This is a genomic window from Nonomuraea sp. B208 (assembly GCF_057536035.1).
In genome coordinates this window covers 16867-35846 of record NZ_BAAJOU010000015.1, presented here as the reverse complement: position 1 = coordinate 35846, position 18980 = coordinate 16867, and the positions used below count along the sequence as shown (strand labels likewise).

Genomic DNA, 18980 nt, shown 5'->3' with positions numbered 1-18980 from the left:
CCTGGACGACCCCGCCGCCGCCACCCGGCTCGGCCGGGCCGTCACCCTGTACGGGGAGCTCGGCGCCCGCTGGGACCTGGACCGCGCGGCCGGGCTGGGCCGCCGGGGGCTCCGCCCGTCGCCGGTCGCGCCCGCGCGCGGCGGGGACGACCACGTGCTGTCGGCCCGCCAGGAGCAGGTGGCCCGGCTGGCGGCGGAGGGGCTGACCAACCAGGAGATCGCCAGGGAGCTGTTCCTGTCGCCGAAGACGGTGGACAAGCATGTGAGCGCGGCGATGCGCAAGGTCGGCGCCCGGTCACGGACGGAGCTCGCCCGCTCCTCGACTGAGGCCCGCGCGAACCTCCCTGACCGGCGAAGCTCCCGACACCGTTTCCAGGGCTGGTTCCCCACCCTCGCGTGGTTTCCCTGATCCCCCATGGGGTTCCCATGCCGCTCTCCAAATGGGGATTTTTCCCCATAGGGCTCCCCATTCCCCCTTCCGTGCCGCCGCCGCGACACTTTCCCCGTGTCCGAAACCCCACCAGCGCCGCGTCCGGGCCGGCAGGACCCCGGCGGCGAGCCCGCCCCCGACGACCCACCCCCAACGGACCCGGCCCCCACGGACCTGACCTCCGCGGACCTGACCTCCGGCCTGACCTCCGCGGGCCTGACTTCTGCGGGCCTGACCCCCGGCCTGACCTCCGCGGGCCTGATCTCCGCGCCCCCGGCCCCCGCGCCCCCGGCCCCCGCGCCCCCGGCCCCCGCGCCCCCGGCCCCCGCGCCCCCGGCCCCCGCGCCCCCGGCCTCCGCGCCCCCGGCCTCCGCGCCCCCGGCCTCCGCGCCCCCGGCCTCCGCGGACCCCGTGCCGCCATCGGGACTGCCCGAAGGCTTCGAGCCCGTCTGAACCGCCACCCGGCGGGCCACGTCCGCCGGTCGATCGCCGCAAAGCCCCCCTCAGAAAGGCCGCCCATGGCGCTGCCCCGCCCCCCGTTAGCGCGCCGCGCAGGCGCGTTGCTGACCGCCGTCACCGTGCTGACGGTCCTGTCGCCCGCGACCCCCGCTCCCGCCGCGACCACCCCGGCCCCCACCCCCACCGCCGCCGCGCAGGACGCGCGGAACGAGGCGCAGACCGTCCCCCTGACCGGCGTCCGCGCCCGCCGCCTGGTCGTCACGCTGATCACCGGTGACAAGGTCCAGCTCACCCAGACCGTCCCCGGCAAGTACCGCGTCGAGCCCGCCCCCGGCACCCGCCAGGGGATCAACCTGTTCACCCAGTTCACCCCGGACGGCGTCCACGTGCTGCCGGACGACGCCGTCGCCGCCATCCAGGCGGGTCTGCTGGACAAGCGGCTGTTCGACGTCAAGTACCTCGCCGAGAACGGCTACGCCGACGACGCGACCAAGCACCTGCCGGTCATCGTCCAGTACCCCGGCGGGCGGCCCGAGGCCGAGGTCGAGCGCTCCGCCGCGGCCATCCCCGCCGGCGAGCCCACCCGTACGCTGGAGAGCATCCACGCCGCCGCCCTCGACGTCACCAAGGGCGAGGCGGGCACGTTCTGGGAGGCCGTGCGCGCCCAGCAGAGCACCGCGAAGAGCCTGCGCGGCGGCATCGCCAAGATCTGGCTGGACGCCAAGGTCAAGGCCGACCTCGAGCAGAGCGTCCCGCAGATCGGCGCGCCCCGGGCATGGGAACGCGGCCACGACGGCACCGGCGTGACCATCGCCGTCCTGGACACCGGCGCGGACCTCGCCCACCCCGACCTGGCCGGCAAGATCGCCGACAGCAGGTCGTTCGTCCCCGACCAGGAGGTGCAGGACGGCCAGGGGCACGGCACCCACGTCGCCTCGACCATCGCCGGCACCGGCGCGGCCTCCGGCGGCAGGAACAAGGGCGTCGCGCCCGGCGCGAAGCTGGTCGTCGGCAAGGTGCTCGACAACGGTGGCTCCGGCCAGGAGTCGTGGATCATCGAGGGCATGGAGTGGGCCGCCCGCAGCGGCGCCAAGGCCGTCAGCATGAGCCTCGGCGGCCCGCCCACCGACGGCACCGACCCGCTCAGCCAGGCCGTGAACGACCTGACCGCCGACACCGGCACCCTGTTCGTGATCGCCGCGGGCAACGTCGGCGCCAATGAGAGCGTGAGCACCCCCGGCGCGGCCGACGCGGCACTGACCGTGGCCGCCGTGGACAAGAGCGACCAGCTCGCCGGCTTCTCCAGCCGCGGGCCGCGCGTCGGCGACGGCGCGCTCAAGCCGGACATCGCCGCGCCGGGCGTGGACATCGTGGCCGCCCGGGCCGCGGGCACCTCCATGGGCAACCCGGTGGACGACCACTACACCGCCGCCTCCGGAACCTCGATGGCCACGCCGCACGTGGCCGGCGCCGTGGCGATCATGGCCCAGCAGCACCCCGGCTGGACCGCCCAGCAGCTCAAGTCCGCCCTGATGTCCACCGCGAAGGACGACGGCTTCACCGTCTACGAGCAGGGCGCGGGCCGCGTGGACCTGGAGCGGGCCACCCGCCAGCAGGTCTTCGCGACGGGCGGCGGCGTCGACTTCGGCCTGCTGGAGGGGGACGGTGAGCCGCGTACCGGCGAGGTCATCTACACCAACCTCGGCAAGGAGCCCGTCACGCTCGCGCTGAAGGCGGCCATGAGCGGCGGCGCGAAGGTGAGCCTCGCCGAGTCCACGCTGACCGTCCCGGCGGGCGGCACCGCCGGCACCAAGGTCACCCTGGATCCGTCCGGGCTCGGCCTCGGCACCTACAGCGGCGCCGTGACCGCCGAGGCGGGCGGCGACGTACGGCTCACCACGCCGCTCGGCGCGGTGCGCGACGTCCCCAAGGTGAACCTCACCATCCGCACCCTCGACCGGGACGGCAAGCCGCGCACCCCGACCGCCATGAGCGTCGTCGACGTGGACGGCACCAAGGGCGAGCTCGGCCCGCACAGCATCCACGACACCGGCCTGGTCGTCACCCGGGTGCCGGTCGGCACCGTCAGCGTGGTCCAGGTGCTGGACTGGGTGGACGGCGACGACCGCGCGAACCGGGCCTGGCTGTTCGAGCCGGAGGTCACCGTCACCGGCGACACCGAGATCACCCTCGACGCCCGCAAGGCCACCGAGATCTCGTTCGACGCGCCGAAGACCGCGCAGCCGCTCAACAACAGCTACGACCTGTTCTTCCAGCGGACCCTGCCGAGCGGCGCGGTCTACGGCGGCGCCCTGCCGGTCAACCGTCCGGTCGGCGCGTGGGAGAAGGCCTGGGCGCTGCCCACCAAGCGGGTCACCAAGGGCGGCTTCCGCCTCACCGGCCAGTGGGAGCTCGGCGTGCCCGAGGTCAGCATGACGATGCGCGCGCCGAAGCCGGTCGCCCTGCACCCGGTCTCCCGGGTCCACATCGTCGACCGGGCCGAGCTCCACCCCGGCTGGGTGCCGTTCCCGAGCAAGAGCCTGCGGGTCGTGGACGGGGGCAAGGGCCGTCCCGAGGACCTCGCGGGCAAGAACGTGCGCGGCGCGCTCGTCCTGATCGACGCCGAGCTGGCCGAGGGCGTGTTCGGCCCCGAGTGCGGCCTGCAGGTCGAGCGCACGTCGGCGGTCAGGGACGCGGGCGCGGCCGGCGTCCTGGCCTTCAACGAGGAGCGCGGCAGGTGCCCGATCCCGCTGGGCATCGCCCAGAAGCCGAACACCGGGCCGGCGAAGCCGGTCGGCATCCCCGTCGCCTACGTCTCGAACGCCGAGGGCACGAAGATCCGTGAGTCGGTCCGGCGCGGCCAGGTCACGATCGACGTGGTGAGCACGCCGAACACGCCGTACTCGTACGTGTTCAAGCCGTACGCCGACGGCCGCGTCCCCGACTCGATGCGCTACAAGGTCACCGAGCGGCAGATGCACCGCGTCGACCTCGACGTGCACGCCGGGCCGTACCGGAACTACATGAACTGGCGCAGCGCGTGGCGGCCCGACGACGTCTCCTACACCTCGACCGCCTCGAACGAGCTGCACTGGTCCTACCCGGCGCCCGACCGCAGGCCGCAGTGGATCTGGCCGCTCGATCCCAAGGTCGTGAACCAGGGGGGCGTCTCCGCGCTCATCACCCCCGACCCGGTCCAGGACGTCGAGGAGACCCGCTTCCGCACCCAGGTCTTCGACAAGGCCGGGAGCACGGTCCAGCAGTGGTTCGCCCTGCCGAGCGTGCCGGGCGCCGCGACCTCGGGCGAGAGCCTGTACCGGCTCGGCGACCGGGACGCCCCGCCCATGACGGCACTCATCGGGATGCCGTGCGCGATCTGCGTGCACGACGGCAACCTGTGGGTGACGCCGTCCATGGTCAACGGGGTCGGGGAGGGGCGTGACGACGGCGTCGTCTTCGGCGACATCCAGCCGCGTTACGACCTGCACCTCTACCGCGACGGCAAGGAGATCCCGAACACGCCCGTCGACCCGTTCATGAAGCTGCCGCGCTACCCGCTGCCCGAGGGCAAGGGCGCCTACCGGCTGACGGCGAAGAACGACCTGCAGGACATCGAGTGGACGTTCACCGCCCCGCCCGGCAAGGACCAGACGCAGCCGGGGCTCAACTGCTACGCCTGGTGGATCGACGGGGCGGTGGAGCAGTGCCGCACCGTGCCGGCGGTCTACGTCAGCTACGACCTCGGCGGCACCCTGTCGGAGCGGAACACGGTGGCGGCCGGCCGGCGGCACACGTTCGAGCTGGAGGCCTACCACGGGCCGTCGGGCGGCAGGACGCCCGCCATCGCGAGCGTGCGCCTGTGGACCAGCACCGACGACGGCGCCACGTGGCGGCCCGCCGATCTCAGGAAGGGACGGGACGGCCGTTACACCGCCTCGGCCACGTACCCGGCGTACCGGGCGACGAAGGGCGCGGTCAGCCTGAAGGTGGAAGCGTGGGACGCGGCCGGCAACCGCGTCAAGCAGACCGCGCTGCGCGCCTTCAACCTGCGCTGAGCACTTCCCTGTAAGAGCTCCCGCCGGCCGCCTGGCCGGCGGGAGCTCGGCCGTTCCGGGGCTCAGGAGAGCACGTCGCGGCGGGTGAACGGGGCCAGGGCGAAGCGGGCGACGACCTTGCGCCTGGTCAGCCAGCGCACGTGCGCGCCGTTGCGGGCCCGCGCGACCGCCTGCTCGGCCAGCCACGGCGTCACCGTCTCCACCCGGTCGGCGAGCAGCAGGAACGCCCGGCTCGGCGCCGGCCAGGCGTCGCGCATGAGCAGGTCGGTGACCACCATGCCGGGGCTCAGCAGCCCGGCGGAGACCCCAGGCGGGACCTCCGCGGCCAGCGCCCTGGTGAGGTAGGTCAGCGCCCGCTTGCTCGCGCCGTAGACGGCCAGCCCCGGCACGACCCGGCCGTCGCTGCCGAGGCCCTCCATGTTCCACACGTGGCCGTGCCCCTGGGCGGCCATGCCCCGCACGGCCACCGCGCAGCCGTTGACGACGCCGTTGAGGTTGACGTCGAGCACGTGCCCGGCCTCGCCGGCGGGCAGCTCCCAGAGCGGGAGCCGGGAATGGGTGACGCCGGCGTTGTTGATCCACATGTCGACCCGGCCGTGCCGGTCCACGGCGGTGTCCCAGACCCGGCGCACCTGGTCGCGGTCGGTCACGTCGGCGATCACGTCGCCGCCGGTGGTGCCGCAGGTGACGACCTGGTGGCCGCGGGCGGCGAACTGCTCGGCGAGGCCGCGGCCGATGCCGCGGGTGGCGCCGGTCACGACGATCACCATGCGGCCACGCTACCCGCCCAAAATATGTAATCCCTACCAGTTATAGTGAAGATCATGGAGGCGGACGACACCGAGCTCGGCAGGCTGCTGGCGGACCATCAGCGGGACCTCGCGGCGCTGGAGGCGCTGCGCGACCGGCTCGCCGAGGTCAGGGGGCGGGGCGAGGCCGCGGACGGCCGGGTCGTCGCCGAGACGACGCAGGACGGCGCGCTCACCGGGCTCGCCATCGACCCGCGTGCCATGCGCCTCGGCTCCGACCGGCTCGCCGAGGCGATCCTGCGGGCGTCCGCGCGGGCGGCCCGCGCGGCGGGGGAGCGGGCCGCCGACCTGGTGACGCCGTTCCTCGCCGGCACGCCCCTGGAGCACGCGCGGCCCGGAAGCGCGCCGCCCGCCCGAGAGCGGAGGCGGGCCCGATGATCAGCCCCGGCCGCGCGGGCGTCTACGGCGCCGGCACCCTCGGCATCGCCGCCTTCGTCTTCCAGATGCTGGCGGTCGACTACCCCGAGGGCGATCCGGACAAGGCCCGCCAGGCCGCCGCCGTCTGGGCGCGGCTGGCCGAGCGCGTCGAGCGCAGCCCCGGCCACACGTACGGCGCCGCGGCCTCGGTGTGGCGCAGGAACGAGGGCGGTGGCGTGCCCGAGTTCCGCGAGGCCGTCACCCCCGGCCTCTACCCGCCCGACCCCGGCGACGGCTACGCCGCCAGGCTCGCCCGCCGCTGCAGGGGCAACAGCGAGGCCTGCGCCGAGTACGCCGACGCGATCGAGACGGCCAGGCACGCGTACTGGACGCTGGCGTGGGCCAACTTCGCCAGCTTCGTCTTCATCAGCACCTTCCCGTGGCAGGCGGGGGCGGCGTACCAGATGACCCAGTTCCTCATGCGCCGCGCCCAGGCGGGCATGCTGGCCCGGCTGCTGGAGCACTCCGTCGCGCGGATCGTGGCGGCCAAGCTGACCGAGTACACGATCGGCAGCGCCTTCTTCGCCGTCGGCGACGTGGCCGTGGTCGCGGGCGTGAAGGCGGCGCGCGGCGAGGACCCCGGCTCGTTGGGGGACAACGCCAGGCAGGCGCTGAAGGAGTTCGCCGCGTCGGTCGCCTTCTACGGCGTGTTCGACGCCGCCGCGCCGCTGGCCAGGAAGGCGAGCTCCAACGCCGACGTGCAGTATTTCCTGAGCCGCCTCGCCGGCGGTTCCCTCGGCTACGGCCCCTCCTACGACGCCATGAACGGGCAGTCGGGGGAGGAGCTGGTGCCGACCTGGAAGGAGACCCTGGGCCGCATGCTGCTGTACTTCACGATGGCCCACAAACCGGCGGGAGGCTGAGCGCGGCGTGGAGATCCACAAGAAGCACCTCCGCTCCGCCGCCGACGCCTACGACCTGGAACGGGAGGCGCTGGGGGAGTTCGTCCGCGAGGCGGCAGGCGAGCTGAACGCCATCGGCGCCTTCTGGGGCGACGACAAGCTCGGCACGACCTTCGCCAAGGGAGAGGGCGGCGCCGGCGGCTACGAGGCGGTCACCGGCCAGGTCATGGCGGGCGTGGAGACATGGCTCGACGCGCACCAGGAGATCGCCGAGCGGCTGCGGCTCATGGCGGACGTCGTCCAGGTGGCCGACTGGGCGACCGTCGCGGAGATCCTGGCCGCACTGCCCCCGGCCGACCCAGGACGGCCCGTCTGGGGGACCGGCTAGGAAGCGGGCCGCGGGCCCCGGTAGGGCAGGGGCTGGCTGTAGACGACGCTCGTGGTCGTGCTGCCCAGCTCGGCGAGCTCGCCCACCAGCCGCTCCAGGTGCCGCATGGAGGACGCCGCGACCTTCAGCGTGTAGCAGTCGTCGCCGGTGGTGCGCAGGCACTCCAGGATCTCCGTACGCTCGGCGAGCAGCCGGTGCAGCGGCTCGTGCCGGTTGCCCGGATACTTCAGCCGCACCACGGCCAGCACCGCGAACCCGGCCTTCTCCAGGTCCACCTCGGCGCGGTAGCCGGTGATGACGCCCAGCGACTCCAGCCGGCGCACCCGTTCGGTGGTCGCCGAGGAGCTGAGGCGTACCCGCCGGCCCAGCTCGGTGAACGGCATCCGCCCGTCCCGCTGCAGCTCGGCCAGGATCGCCCAGTCGGTCGCGTCGATGTTCTCGGCCATCCGGCCAATCTACCGGGATAATCCCGGCCAACAGCCGTTCATACCGGGAGAAATCCCTTACTCCCGGCCAGGCCACCTGGATAGCCTGAACCGGTGCGACTAGGCGTGAACGTCCCCAATTTCGGCCCCGGCACCGACCCGGGCGTCCTGCGCGCGTGGGCGCAGACCGTGGAGGGCCTCGGCTTCGACCTGCTGATGGTCTCCGACCACGTCGTGGTGACGCCGGACGTCGCCACGCAGTATCCCGCGCCGTTCTACGAGCCGTTCACCACCCTTTCCTGGCTGGCCGGCGTCACCGGCCGGATCAGGCTCGGGACGACCGTGCTCATCGCGCCCTACCGGCACCCGCTGCTGACCGCCCGCATGGCCGCCAACCTCAACCGGCTGAGCGGCGGCCGGCTGGTGCTCGGCGTGGCCTCCGGATGGGCGCGGCAGGAGTTCGCCGCGCTCGGGGTGCCGTTCGAGCGGCGCGGCGAGCTGACCGACGAGGTGCTGCGGGCCCTGCGGGCCGCCCGCGAGGACACCGAGGACCTGCGCGCGGGCCCGCTGCCACTGTGGATCGGCGGCAACAGCGACGTCGGCATCCGCCGGGCCGTCCGCCTCGGCGACGCCTGGCACCCGCTGCGCAACACCCTGCCGTGGCTGCGCGAGGCGGTGGAGCGGATGCGGACCATCGCCGGAGACCGGCCGGTGCCCGCCTTCGCCCCGCGCATCCACCTGCGGATCACCGCCACGCCCGTCACCTCGCCGGACCGGCGGGCCGGCGAGGGCACGATCGAGCAGGTCACCGCGGACCTCGCCGAGCTCGAACGGCTCGGCGCCGACACCGTCGTCCTCGACCCGTTCGACGGCGACCCGGCCGAGACCCTGCACCCGGCGGCCAAATGGCGGATGCTCGCCGACGTCGCCGCCCACACGGACCTACGGAAGGAGCAATCATGACACCGGACGAGGAATCGCTGCTGCGCCGGGCGATCGAGCTGGCCGCCGAGGCCCGCGCGGCGGGCGACCCGCCGTTCGGCTCGCTGCTGGCCGACGCCCAGGGAAAGGTGCTCGCCGAGGAACGCAACACCACCGTCACCGGCCGCGACATCAGCGCCCACCCCGAGCTGAAGCTGGCCGTCTGGGCGGCCCGCGAGCTCGACCCCGCGACCGCCGCCGCCACCACGATGTACACGAGCTGCCAGCCGTGCGGCATGTGCACGGGGGCGATCCAGCGCAGCGGCCTCGGGCGCGTCGTCTACGCCCTGTCGGAGGGGCAGCTCGGCGAGCTCAAGCCGGGCGGCGCCGGCTGGCCGCACGTGCCGCAGGAGGGCCCGGCGCTCCACGACGAGGCCCGCGTCCCGGTCGAGGGCTACTACCGTTGAACGCTCAGCCCGCCCAGCCCGGTTCGAGCCATTGCGCCCGGCCGGGCAGGCCCGGCCTGATCCGCGCCCGCGGCGCCCCGCCCAGCTCGTAGACGACCGAGCCGAACGTGCGCGTGGGCCACTCGGGCACCCCGGGAACGCAGATCGGCACGGTGTCGTCGGCGAGCACCGTCTCGGCCTCACCCGGAGTGCCGTCCGGGCGCAGGGCGGCGTCGAGGAAGCGCAGCCGGTTCTCCGAGTCGCGTACGCGGCCCGTCTCCCGCAGCCGGTCCAGCGCGCCGGCGTCGAGGTCGTCGCTGGCCAGCGGATGGTTGGTGTGGATCAGGCGGCCCTCGCGCAGCGGCACAGGCACCGCGCCGGCCGCCGAGCACTCCAGGCTCTCGATGCCCGAGGCGTCGCCCACGGCGTAGTGCTGGCCGCTGGCGTGGTCGACGCCGCGCAGGAAGGCCACCGCGGCGGCCCGGTCGCGGCGGGCCAGCACGCCGCGGATCACCGCGGCCACCGGCAGCCCGTACGGGTCGCCGCTCAGCATGCCCAGCGTGTTGACGCAGACCGCGACGCCCGCCGCGTTGACGCCGGTGAGCGCGAGCAGCCCGGCCGAGGTCAGCACGACCTGCTCGGGCCCGTCCTGCGGGCGCAGCCGCAGCACGAGCTGGGAGCCGTCCATGAACGCCGGCAGGTCCATGTTCTGCGCCAGGTAGGGGCCGCCGGCCGGCTGCCCGCCGACGACGCTGCAGCCGTGCTCGCGCAGGTGCCGGCGGCGCATCCACCAGCCCTCGTCCATCCAGTTGTACGCGGCGACGTCCTCGAACGGCACGCCCGCGCCCTCGACGATCCCCCGCAGCTCGTCGGCGAGCTCCGGCATGAGCCGCCGGACGGTGCCGAGCAGCGGCGACCCGGTGAGCAGCCCGGCCACGCCCGACGGGGCGGTGACCTCCCGCCACGCCTCCAGGGCCCGCCGCACGACGGGCCGCGCCTGCTCGCCGTGCGCCCGCCCCATCTCCAGAGGGCTGCCCGCGCACTCGATCACCGTCATCCCGGCCATCTTGTGATGCTAGGCGATCCTTGGGGAGATCTTGCCGATGAGCTGGGTCAGCTCGGCCAGCTCGGCGTCGGTCAGGTTCTGCAGCGGCGGCCGGACCGGGCCCGCGGGGCGGCCGACGGCGGCGAGGCCCGCCTTGACGATCGAGACGGCGTACCCCTTCGTCCGGTCCCGGATGTCCAGGTAGGGCACGATGAACTCCCGGATGCGCCGGTAGACCGCCGCGTGGTCCTGCGCCCGGACGTCGGCGTAGAAGGCGAGCGCGAACTCCGGCAGGAAGTTGAAGATCGCCGACGAGTACGTGCTCACGCCGAGCTGCAGCAGCGGCAGCGCGAAGGTCTCGGCCGTGGGCAGGCCGCCGATGTAGGCCAGCCGCTCGCCGACGGCGGCGTAGACGCGGGTGAGGTTCTCGATGTCGCCGACGCCGTCCTTGAGCCCGACGAACGTCGGGTTGCGCGCGGCCAGCTGCTCGACGGCGCGGTCGGTGAGCACGGCGTTGGCCCGGCTGTAGACGATCACGCCGAGGCCGGTGGCGGCGCAGACCGCCGACACGTGCTCGATCAGCCCGTCCTGACCGGCCTCCGTGAGGTAGGGCGGCATCAGCAGCACCCCGTCCGCGCCCGCCGCCTCGGCGGCGCGCGCCTGGGCGACGGCGGTGGCGGTGCCGCCGGTGGCCGGCGCGATGACCGGCACCCGGCCGCCGACCTCGCCGACCGCCGCCCGGACGACCCGGTCGATCTCCTCGCCGGTCAGCGAGAAGCCCTCGCCGGTGCCGCCTGCCGCGAACAGCCCGGCCACCGGGTGCTCGCTCAGCCAGGACAGGTGGTCGCGGTAGCCCGCCTCGTCGAAGCGCAGGTCAGGGGTGAAGTGCGTGACGGGGAACGACAACAGACCGCTCCTGAGCCGGGCGGCGAGCTCCTGCGGGGAGTAACGGGACATGCTCATGCCGCCAGGTTAGGGACGAGCGACGATTCCCGTCCAAGTGCATTTCTGCATCCGGTGATACCCGTACGGCATCACCGTGCGTCGTAGCCTTCTTTCCTGAGCGCGCGCCGATAGACGGCGTCCATGATGCGCCGCATCGGCCGGGCGAACACCGCCAGCCCTCGCGCCACCCACCGCAGGGCCGGCTTCTTCGCGCCGAGCTGCCGGGCCGTCAGCGCCATCAGCTCGGCCCCGGCCGTGGGGTCGGTGGAATGTCCGGTTCGGGTCCAGACGTTCGCGGCGGTGACGGCCGGATTGTGCGCCACCTCGGCTCGCTCGACGGTGACGACGAGCGCGGTCCGCGGAGCGACGCCGCCCAGCGCCGAGCCGCCCAGCAGGTCCGGGTCGTCCGTGACGACGGCGGTGCCGCTCACGTGCAGGACCTCGCCCCGACCGGGAACGAGCATCGCCGCGGAGATCCGGTCGTCGGCGAGCAGGTTGCGTGAGGTGTCGGCGCGCTTGTTGCCGCGCCGGTCCGGGATGACCAGGGTGTGCCCGTCGAGCACCCGGACGAAGCCCGGCGGATCGCCGCGCGGGCTCGTGTCGGCGCCGCCGTCCGCGTCCCAGGAGGACACCACCGCGAACGGCGTGGCCGCGAGGAAGCCGGGGACGCCCGCGCCGGACAGCGGCCCGTCGCCGACGGCGGTGACGGGTGCCGCCGGCGCGACGGGGTCCCACAGCCTGGAGCGGAGGATCGCCCGCGCGCAGTGGACATAGGTCTGGCTGACGGCGACGACGAGCCGGCCGGGGGACCGCTCGGCGACGGACCCGTTCACCCGGAGCGTCTCGCCGACACCGGGCACCAGGAAGACGAAGGAGATCGCGCCGGACACCCCGGCCTCGCAGGCGAGGGCGACGGGGCCGGAGGGGGCCGCCTCGCAGGCGAAGGCCAGCCGTGTCGGCGACTCGACGACGGCGAAGCCCGGCTCGCCGCCGATCACCGTCGTACGGGGACGCCCGCCCGCGTCGCGGTAGCCGAAGCCGGCCAGCGGCGCGAGGGCGAGCATGCGCCGGCAGGCGTCGTCCAGCTCCGTCAGCTCCTTCATGAGCACGAGCGGCGACGGGCGCCCGATGATCGCCTCAAGCCCCGCGAGAGTCGTGATCCGGCTGATGGCGGGCACGGGATCGGTCCTAGTCACGCGGCGTCCCCGCCGGCATGCCTGGGGTGTCGAGCAGCGCCTTGAGCGCCTGGACGTGCCCGGCGTAGGCGCGCCGGCCCTCCGGGGTGAGGCTCACCCAGGTCCGTACCCGGCCCCGTCCGGTCGGCTTGGAGACGGAGACGTAGCCGGCGTCCTGCAGCACCTTCAGGTGCTTGCTCAGGACGGAGTCGGCCACGCCGAGGACGTCCCGCAGCGCCGCGAACTCGGCGCTGGTGGAAGCGGCGAGCAACGCGCAGATCCGCAGCCGGTTGGGGGCGTGCACCAGCTCGTCGAAGCCCGCGCTCACGCGCCCGCCCTGAGCTGGGCCCGCAGGGCGGCGTCGAACCGCCGCCCCAGGATCATGATGGCCGCGAACGCCGCCACGGCCAGGCACCACACCGGCCAGCGCGGACCGGCCGGGGCGGCGAGGGCGGGGGCCGCGGCGACGGCCAGGACGGTGACCGCGCCCGCGGCGCCGATCCACCGCCCGGCGGGGCCGGCGTCGAAGCCGGACACCCAGAAACCGGTGCGGCGGCGATAGGCGTGAATGAGCGCCGCGCAGCCCGCGAGCAGCAGCATGACGCTTCCGATCCTGACCGCCGTGCCGCCGAACCCGAAGGCGAGCACGCAGCCGGCGAGCAGCAGCCCGTAGCTCGGTTGGTACCACCACGGGGCGGTCAGCCGGTCGGCGAGCGCCGCGCGGGCCTCGGCGATGGCGGACAGGCCGTCGGTGCTATTACTTTCCATGTTGGAAAGCCAATCACTTTCCAATTCGGAAAGTCAAGGGGCCCCGATATGCCCGGCTTCGCCGAGATGTCGGTCGGGGACAGCGACAGCGGCTCCCGTTGGAGCAGCGCCTCCACCACCGTAAGGATCAGGCTCCTCTCCTCCGTCACCCTGGAGGGGCCGGGGTCCGGCACGGCCGGCGAACCTGGTGCGGCTAGGCGCGGAGGGTCGCGCGGGCCTCGGCGAGTGTCGCCTGGGCGTGCGGCAGGCCGGGCAGGCGGGCGGCCAGCACGTCCAGGGCGGCAGGAAGGGCGGGCGCGGGCACGCCGCGCGCCCCGAGCATCTGCGCCAGCCACCCCGCGAAGGAGGTGAACAGCCCGGGGTCGCCGACGTAGACGGCGGCCTTCAGGTAGCCGACGATCGAGGCGGCGTCCTCGGCCGTGTCGCCGCGCGGCCCGTCCTCAGGGGCGTGCCGGACCAGCTCCTCCAGGACGTCCCTGACCAGGACGGGCCCGCGGTCGTCGAGGATCACGTACTCGGGGTCGGCCTGGTGGTCGTCGCCGGGCGGGCCGCGGCGGGGCAGGCCGTGGTCGAGCAGGTCGGCGGCGGCGCGGGCGTCCGGGGCCCAGGCGTCCGCGCCGAACTGGCGGGCGTAACGGCCGTCCGGGCCGAACGCGGGGCCGCCGGCGAGCACCGGCGTGCCCGCCGCCTGGCACGCCGTGATCGAGGCGTGCGCGGCCGGCAGGTGGGTGGCGATCGAGCTGGACAGGGCGACCGCGCCGGGCCCGGTGCGGTGCACGTGCACGACGAGGTGCGCGGTGGGCACGTGCGCGCCGAGGTAGTCGACCCGCCAGCCGCGCAGCCGCAGCACCTCGGCCAGCAGCCGGACGGGGAACGTGTGCCACTCGCCCTCCACGCACGCCACGCAGATCCGCCCCTTGACCGGCGCGGATCCGCGCTGCCGCGTGGCCGCGTGGTGGGCCGCCACGACGAGCACGCTCTCGTTGACCGCGGTCGCCGTGTGCTCCTGGGCGACCGTGATGCAGTTGTCCGCCCACGCCTGGCCGATCCGCGCCTGCACGGCGGCGACCAAGTCCAGGATCAGGGTCTCGGCGGGGACGCCGCCGTCGAGCGCGGACACGGCGGCGTCGATCGCGGCGTACTCGTCGCCGGCGAGCGCCGCCTCCCACAGAGCTTCCTCGTACCGCTCGACGCCGTCGTTCATCAGACCGTCGTTCATCAGCTCTGGCCCTCCCTCGGTGGCTCGCGCGGCACGCCGATGGCGACGACCGCGAGGTCGTCGCGCTCGCCGCCGCCCGCCCACTGCGAGGCGAGCATCTGCACCCGCTCCGCCAGGGCGTCGGCCGGCATGCCGGCGCAGCGCCGCAGCTCCGCCTCCAGCCGCTCGTCGCCGAACATCTCGCCGCCGAGCGGCCCGCCCCTCGCCTCGATGACGCCGTCGCTGTAGAGCACGCAGGTGTCGCCGGGCTCCAGCAGCACCTCCTCGGTGACGCTGGTGACGTGCTCCAGCAGGCCGATGAGCGTCCCCCTGGTACGGGCCACCTGCACCCGCCCGTCGAGACGGACGATCATCGGCGGCGGATGGCCCGCGCTGGTCAGCCGGAGCACGACCCGGCCGCCGCGGCGTTCGACCCCGGCGAGCACGAGCGTGACGTAGCGGGGGCCTTCGGCGGTGAGCAGCACGTCGTTGAGCCGGTTCAGCACCCGCTGGTGGTCGTCGGCGAACGGCAGCAGGGCGCGCAGCGTGTTGCGGATCTTGCCGGTGAGCACGGCGGCCTCCAGCCCCTTGCCCGACACGTCGCCGAGCACCACCAGCGATCGGTGGCCGGCGCCCGAGATCGCGTGCACGTCGTAGAAGTCCCCGCCGACCAGCGCGCCGTCGCCCGCCGCCCGGTAGCGTCCCGCCACCTCCACGCCGTTCACGTGCGTCACCACGGGCGGCAGCAGGTCGGCCATCAGGGTCTCGGTGATCGCGGCCTGCTCGGCGTACAGGCGGGCGATCGAGATCGCGGTGCCCGCGCGGGCGGCGAACAGCGGGGCGAACAGCCCCTCGGACGGGGTGAAAGCGTGAGTCTCCGAGCGGCGCAGGAGGATCAGCGCGCCCGCCGGCAGCCCGTACCCGGGAAGCGCGAGCACGACGACCGAGCCGATGCCCTCGGGCGCGTCCCGCATCACCCAGCCGGGCGCCTCGGAAGGGTCCAGCCAGCGGGGCGGCACCGGCGGGAAGGCCCGCAGCGCCTCGGCCAGGCCGGGCATGCTCCCCGCGTCGTGGTCCAGATCCCGGTGTACGGCGTCCTCGTCCGCCTCGCAGCAGGCGACCACGTGCCGGTGCCCGTGGCGCGGCAGGACGACCCGGGCGGCGTCGGCGAGGTGCCGTACCGCCAGCCGCACGACCGCCTCCAGGCAGCGGTCCAGGTTGAGCGTGGACAGCAGCCGGCTGGACACCTCGATCACGGCCGCCAGCGAGTCACGTTCGGCCCGCAGGGCCTCGCCGGCCCGGTGCCGTTCGGTGACGTCCACCAGCCACCACTCGACGCGGCCCGCGCCGTCGTCGTGCACGGGATGCGCCTCGAAGATCCGCTCGCCCACCGGCCCGCACACCGGCGCGCCGGGGTGCTCGCGGTGCGCGCGCAGCAGCCACGCGGGGACGTCCCGCGCGCCGCCGGGCAGCGCCCGGGCGGCCGCGTTCGCCTCCTCGACGGCGCCTGACGCGCCGACGACCAGCATCGGGTACGGCGTGTCCTCCCGTGCCATGCCGAACCTGCCCCGTTCGCGGTCACCTGCCTGGTTTTCACCCTAGTGACGGGACATACATGGCTTTCCCGATGCTCGGCCGTCTTTGTGCCATTTTTGTGCCAGCCCGGCCGGAGCCGGGCCGGCGGTCAGAGCCCGTACGACTTGCCGATGATGTCGCGCTGGATCTCGCTCGTGCCCCCGTACACCGTGGACACCACCGTGGAGCGCAGCAGGCGTTCCATGCCGTACTCCGTGGCGTAGCCGTAGCCGCCCATCATCTGCATGCCGTCCAGGGCCAGCGCCTTGGCCAGCTCCGTCGCCTTCAGCTTGGCCATCGACGCCTCGCGCGGGAGCTGCCGCTCCGGGTCGGTCTCGATCCGCCGCGCCACGTCGTGCACCAGCAGCCGCGTGCACTCCAGCTCGGTGGCGTGGTCGGCGAGCCGGTGCCGCAGCGCCTGGAAGCTGCCGACCGGGCGGCCGAACTGCCGCCGCTCGCGCACGTACGCCACCGTGTCGTCGAACACCCGGCGCGCGGTGCCGAGCATCAGCCCGGCCAGGATCATGCGCTCCAGGTTGAGCCCGGACATGAGCTGCCGCCAGGCCGAGCCGACCTCGCCCACCACCGCGTCCTCCGGCAGCCGGCAGTCGGTGAAGTAGAGGTCGTTGACCTCGCGGCCGCCCATCGTCTCGATGCCGCGTACGGTCAGGCCCGCCACGCCGGCCGGGACGGAGAACATGGTGAGCCCGTCGTGCCTGCCGCCCTCCGTGGAGGTGCGGGCCACGAGCAGGATGTGCTCGGCGATGTGCGCGTTGGAGCACCACGTCTTCTGGCCGTTGATCACCCAGCCGCCGTCGCGCCGCTCGGCCCGGCAGGTCAGCGCCGCGACGTCCGACCCCGCGCCGGGCTCCGACATCGACACCGCCAGCACCTCGCCGCGCAGGAAGTCGCCGAGCACCCGGTGCTTCTGCTCCTCGCTGCCGAACTTCTCGTAGGAGGCGGCGGTGATCGCGGACGTGGCGAACCCGCCGATCGGCACCTGCCAGTAGGCGGTGGTCTCCAGGAACAGCAGCAGGTCCACCATGCTCTGGCCGGCGCCGCCGTACTCCTGCGGGACCGCGACGCCCAGCCAGCCGAGCTCGCCCATCCTGCGGTAGAGGCCGTCGTGGTGCGGCTCGGCGCCGCCGTCGGTCAGCTTGAGCCACTGCTCGCGGGTGCCCGCCTCGCGGCGGCAGAAGTCCTCGATGGCGGCCACGAAGTCGCGCCGCTCGTCGGTCAAGGTCACGCCCCAGATCCTCCCCTGTAGAGCTCTTCGATCACCTCGGCGTAGCGCTGCTCGATGACCCGCCGCCGCAGCTTCAGCGACGGGGTGAGCTCCCCGCTCGCCGGGCTCCACGCGTGGTCGAGCACGCGGTACGCCTTCACCTGCTCGGGCCGCGACAGCGCCGCGTTGGCCCGTTCGACGCCCTCGGCCAGCTCCGCCAGCACCTGCGGGTCGGCGGCGAGCTCCTTCAGCTCGACCGCGGCGATGCCGCGCGCCCTGGCCCAGGCGGGCGCGGCCTCCTCGTCCAGCATGAGCAGCGCCGTCAGGTACGGCCGCCGGTCGCCGACCACGACGGCGTACCCGATCAGCGGGTGCGCGCGCAGCAGCGACTCGACGGCGCTCGGCGCGATGTTCTTGCCGTGCGATGTGATGATCATCTCCTTCTTGCGGTCGATGATCCGCAGCAGCCCGTTGTCGTCGTGGGCGCCGATGTCGCCGGTCGCGAGCCAGCCGTCGGCGTCCACCGCGGGCTTCACCTGCCCGTCGGGCTGGAGGTAGCCGAGGAACACCAGCGGCCCGCGGACCAGGATCTCGCCGTCGTCGGCGAGCTTGATCTCCATGCCCGGCATCGGGCGGCCGACCGTGCCGGCCCGGTAGTCGTCGCGGAAGGTGCTGGTGGCCGAGCCGGTGGTCTCGCTGAGCCCCCAGACCTCCATGATCGTCATGCCGAGGCCGCCGAAGAACTCCAGCACCTCGGCGGGGATGGGCGCCGCGCCGCTGCCCAGCCGGACCGCCTCGGCGAGCCCGATGCGCTCGCGCAGCGGCCGCAGCACCTCCCGGTCCGCGCGCTCCAGCTCGGCGGCCAGTCCGGTGTCAGGCTCGTCGCCGGTGGCCCGGATCCGGTACGCCTCGGCCGCCAGCTCGCGCGCCCGGCGGAGCGCGTCACTGTCCAGGGCGGTGAGCATCTGCTGCAGCCCGGCGGCGAACTTCTCCCACACGCGCGGCACGCCGAAGAACGCCTGCGGCCGTACCGCGATCAGCGTGGGCAGCAGCTTCGTGGAGTCGGCGCAGATCGTCACGTGGCCGGCGGTGTAGATCGGCAGGTAGATGCCGAGCACCCGCTCGGCGATGTGCGCGAGCGGCAGGTACGCGACCGTCCGCGGGTTCGCGGGCGTGGGCTGGACCAGCTCCTGGAGCGCGCACTGGTAGAGCACGTTGAGGTGCGAGAGCACAACGCCCTTCGGGTCGCCGGTCGTCCCCGAGGTGTAGATCATCGTCACCGGGTCGTCCTGGGCGGCGTCCGCGGGCGGCAGCTCGCCGCCCGGCGCGGTCGCCAGCAGGTCGGCGAAGCGCGTGTGACCGGAGTCGCCGGCGTCCTCGACGATCACGACGCCCTTCAGCCCGGGCATCGCGGCCAGCGCGGGTGCCCACCGCTCCAGCTCGGCCGGGCCCTCCAGCACCACCACGGTGGCCGCGCTGTGCAGCGCGACCTGGCGGATCTGCTCCGGGCTCAACGTCGCGTACGTGGTGCACGGGATCGCGCCCAGCTCGACCGCGGCGAGGTCGGCGATCCAGTGCTCCGGACGGCTCGACATGCCGATGAGCAGCCGCTCGCCGTGCCGCAGGCCCAGCGCGTGGAGCCCGCTCGCCACGGACAGCACCCGCTCGCGCAGCTCGCGCCAGGTCAGCGTGTCGCCGTCGGTGCCGGTCAGGGCGGGCAGGTCGCCGTGCTCCTCGGCGTTGCGCCGCAGCAGCCCAGGAACCGTGTGCGTGCCCAGCGCGGCGCGCACGTCCGCCTCTGTGATCATCCTTTTTCTCCCTCCGCCGGACCCCGAGCGCCTCCATCGAATCCCGAAC

19 protein-coding genes are annotated in these 18980 nt (G+C 74.1%); 8 read left to right on the top strand and 11 right to left on the bottom strand.

The genetic code is table 11. The features are described from left to right. From AC27IY_RS12660 to AC27IY_RS12650, 3 genes are all read left to right on the top strand, one after another. Positions 1-409: helix-turn-helix domain-containing protein (locus AC27IY_RS12660; RefSeq protein ID WP_487178077.1), on the top strand; the 409-nt coding region annotated here is incomplete at its 5' end. Positions 410-505: 96 nt separating this feature from the next. Continuing rightward, positions 506-883, top strand: coding sequence for a hypothetical protein (locus tag AC27IY_RS12655; protein WP_487178076.1), 378 nt, complete (start codon positions 506-508; stop codon positions 881-883). Between the two features lie 65 nt (positions 884-948). Then, positions 949-4944: a S8 family serine peptidase gene (locus AC27IY_RS12650; protein WP_487178075.1), complete on the top strand. Its 3996-nt coding sequence runs from the start codon at positions 949-951 to the stop codon at positions 4942-4944. 62 nt (positions 4945-5006) lie between these two features. On the opposite strand, the gene AC27IY_RS12645 is transcribed toward AC27IY_RS12650, so the two are convergent. After that, the gene (locus AC27IY_RS12645) at positions 5007-5714 is read right to left on the bottom strand and encodes an SDR family oxidoreductase (RefSeq protein ID WP_487178074.1); all 708 of its coding nucleotides are present in this window, start codon (positions 5712-5714) and stop codon (positions 5007-5009) included. Between the two features lie 54 nt (positions 5715-5768). On the opposite strand from AC27IY_RS12645, the gene AC27IY_RS12640 reads away from it, so the two are divergent. The 3 genes from AC27IY_RS12640 to AC27IY_RS12630 are packed head-to-tail and all read left to right on the top strand — an operon-like array spanning position 5769 to position 7400. Then, positions 5769-6131, top strand: a complete 363-nt coding sequence (locus AC27IY_RS12640) for a YbaB/EbfC family nucleoid-associated protein (protein ID WP_487178073.1) — start codon at positions 5769-5771, stop codon at positions 6129-6131. Next, entirely contained in the window at positions 6128-7033 is a 906-nt protein-coding gene (locus AC27IY_RS12635) for a WXG100-like domain-containing protein (RefSeq protein ID WP_487178072.1), read from the top strand. Before AC27IY_RS12640 ends, AC27IY_RS12635 begins: the two co-directional genes overlap by 4 nt. Positions 7034-7040: 7 nt before the next feature. Next, positions 7041-7400 carry a hypothetical protein gene (locus AC27IY_RS12630; protein ID WP_364445246.1) on the top strand — a complete coding sequence of 120 codons (360 nt, stop codon included), beginning with the start codon at positions 7041-7043 and terminating at the stop codon, positions 7398-7400. On the opposite strand, the gene AC27IY_RS12625 is transcribed toward AC27IY_RS12630, so the two are convergent. Beyond that, positions 7397-7846, bottom strand: coding sequence for an Lrp/AsnC family transcriptional regulator (locus tag AC27IY_RS12625; RefSeq protein WP_344205623.1), 450 nt, complete (start codon positions 7844-7846; stop codon positions 7397-7399). The genes AC27IY_RS12630 and AC27IY_RS12625 overlap by 4 nt on opposite strands. A 93-nt stretch (positions 7847-7939) precedes the next feature. Between AC27IY_RS12625 and AC27IY_RS12620 the strand changes: the two genes are divergently transcribed. Both AC27IY_RS12620 and AC27IY_RS12615 read left to right on the top strand, forming a co-directional pair. Beyond that, positions 7940-8788: an LLM class flavin-dependent oxidoreductase gene (locus AC27IY_RS12620; protein WP_487178071.1), complete on the top strand. Its 849-nt coding sequence runs from the start codon at positions 7940-7942 to the stop codon at positions 8786-8788. Next, positions 8785-9213, top strand: a complete 429-nt coding sequence (locus AC27IY_RS12615; protein ID WP_423447878.1) for a nucleoside deaminase — start codon at positions 8785-8787, stop codon at positions 9211-9213. Before AC27IY_RS12620 ends, AC27IY_RS12615 begins: the two co-directional genes overlap by 4 nt. A gap of 4 nt (positions 9214-9217) precedes the next feature. Here AC27IY_RS12615 and AC27IY_RS12610 read toward each other — a convergent pair whose 3' ends face one another. The 9 genes from AC27IY_RS12610 to AC27IY_RS12570 form a co-directional block, all read right to left on the bottom strand. Next, a complete protein-coding gene (locus tag AC27IY_RS12610; RefSeq protein ID WP_487178070.1) occupies positions 9218-10258 on the bottom strand; it encodes a C45 family autoproteolytic acyltransferase/hydrolase in 1041 nt (346 codons plus the stop codon). A gap of 9 nt (positions 10259-10267) precedes the next feature. Further along, positions 10268-11200, bottom strand: coding sequence for a 5-dehydro-4-deoxyglucarate dehydratase (gene kdgD, locus AC27IY_RS12605; protein WP_487178069.1), 933 nt, complete (start codon positions 11198-11200; stop codon positions 10268-10270). Between the two features lie 71 nt (positions 11201-11271). After that, positions 11272-12378, bottom strand: coding sequence for a pyridoxamine 5'-phosphate oxidase family protein (locus tag AC27IY_RS12600; protein ID WP_487178068.1), 1107 nt, complete (start codon positions 12376-12378; stop codon positions 11272-11274). After that, positions 12371-12685, bottom strand: coding sequence for a transcriptional regulator (locus AC27IY_RS12595; RefSeq protein ID WP_423447872.1), 315 nt, complete (start codon positions 12683-12685; stop codon positions 12371-12373). Before AC27IY_RS12595 ends, AC27IY_RS12600 begins: the two co-directional genes overlap by 8 nt. After that, the gene (locus AC27IY_RS12590) at positions 12682-13125 is read right to left on the bottom strand and encodes a hypothetical protein (RefSeq protein ID WP_487178066.1); all 444 of its coding nucleotides are present in this window, start codon (positions 13123-13125) and stop codon (positions 12682-12684) included. Before AC27IY_RS12590 ends, AC27IY_RS12595 begins: the two co-directional genes overlap by 4 nt. Positions 13126-13318: 193 nt before the next feature. Next, complete coding sequence (locus AC27IY_RS12585) at positions 13319-14344, bottom strand: cobalamin B12-binding domain-containing protein (protein ID WP_487178065.1); 1026 nt, start codon at positions 14342-14344, stop codon at positions 13319-13321. Then, complete coding sequence (locus tag AC27IY_RS12580) at positions 14344-15879, bottom strand: PP2C family protein-serine/threonine phosphatase (RefSeq protein ID WP_449957477.1); 1536 nt, start codon at positions 15877-15879, stop codon at positions 14344-14346. Before AC27IY_RS12580 ends, AC27IY_RS12585 begins: the two co-directional genes overlap by 1 nt. 128 nt (positions 15880-16007) lie before the next feature. Then, positions 16008-17144, bottom strand: a complete 1137-nt coding sequence (locus AC27IY_RS12575; RefSeq protein ID WP_487178064.1) for an acyl-CoA dehydrogenase family protein — start codon at positions 17142-17144, stop codon at positions 16008-16010. Then, entirely contained in the window at positions 17141-18931 is a 1791-nt protein-coding gene (locus tag AC27IY_RS12570) for an AMP-dependent synthetase/ligase (RefSeq protein WP_487178063.1), read from the bottom strand. Before AC27IY_RS12570 ends, AC27IY_RS12575 begins: the two co-directional genes overlap by 4 nt. Between the last annotated feature and the right edge of the window lie 49 nt (positions 18932-18980).

Bases quoted from the DNA above. Each gene is read 5' to 3' on its own strand.
- AC27IY_RS12650 (WP_487178075.1), top strand. From the start codon at position 949: ATGGCGCTGCCCCGCCCCCCGTTAGCGCGCCGCGCAGGCGCGTTGCTG.
- AC27IY_RS12645 (WP_487178074.1), bottom strand. From the start codon at position 5,714: ATGGTGATCGTCGTGACCGGCGCCACCCGCGGCATCGGCCGCGGCCTC.
- AC27IY_RS12640 (WP_487178073.1), top strand. From the start codon at position 5,769: ATGGAGGCGGACGACACCGAGCTCGGCAGGCTGCTGGCGGACCATCAG.
- AC27IY_RS12635 (WP_487178072.1), top strand. From the start codon at position 6,128: ATGATCAGCCCCGGCCGCGCGGGCGTCTACGGCGCCGGCACCCTCGGC.
- AC27IY_RS12625 (WP_344205623.1), bottom strand. From the start codon at position 7,846: ATGGCCGAGAACATCGACGCGACCGACTGGGCGATCCTGGCCGAGCTG.
- AC27IY_RS12615 (WP_423447878.1), top strand. From the start codon at position 8,785: ATGACACCGGACGAGGAATCGCTGCTGCGCCGGGCGATCGAGCTGGCC.
- AC27IY_RS12610 (WP_487178070.1), bottom strand. From the start codon at position 10,258: ATGGCCGGGATGACGGTGATCGAGTGCGCGGGCAGCCCTCTGGAGATG.
- kdgD (WP_487178069.1), bottom strand. From the start codon at position 11,200: ATGAGCATGTCCCGTTACTCCCCGCAGGAGCTCGCCGCCCGGCTCAGG.
- AC27IY_RS12590 (WP_487178066.1), bottom strand. From the start codon at position 13,125: ATGGAAAGTAATAGCACCGACGGCCTGTCCGCCATCGCCGAGGCCCGC.
- AC27IY_RS12585 (WP_487178065.1), bottom strand. From the start codon at position 14,344: ATGAACGACGGTCTGATGAACGACGGCGTCGAGCGGTACGAGGAAGCT.
- AC27IY_RS12580 (WP_449957477.1), bottom strand. From the start codon at position 15,879: ATGGCACGGGAGGACACGCCGTACCCGATGCTGGTCGTCGGCGCGTCA.
- AC27IY_RS12570 (WP_487178063.1), bottom strand. From the start codon at position 18,931: ATGATCACAGAGGCGGACGTGCGCGCCGCGCTGGGCACGCACACGGTT.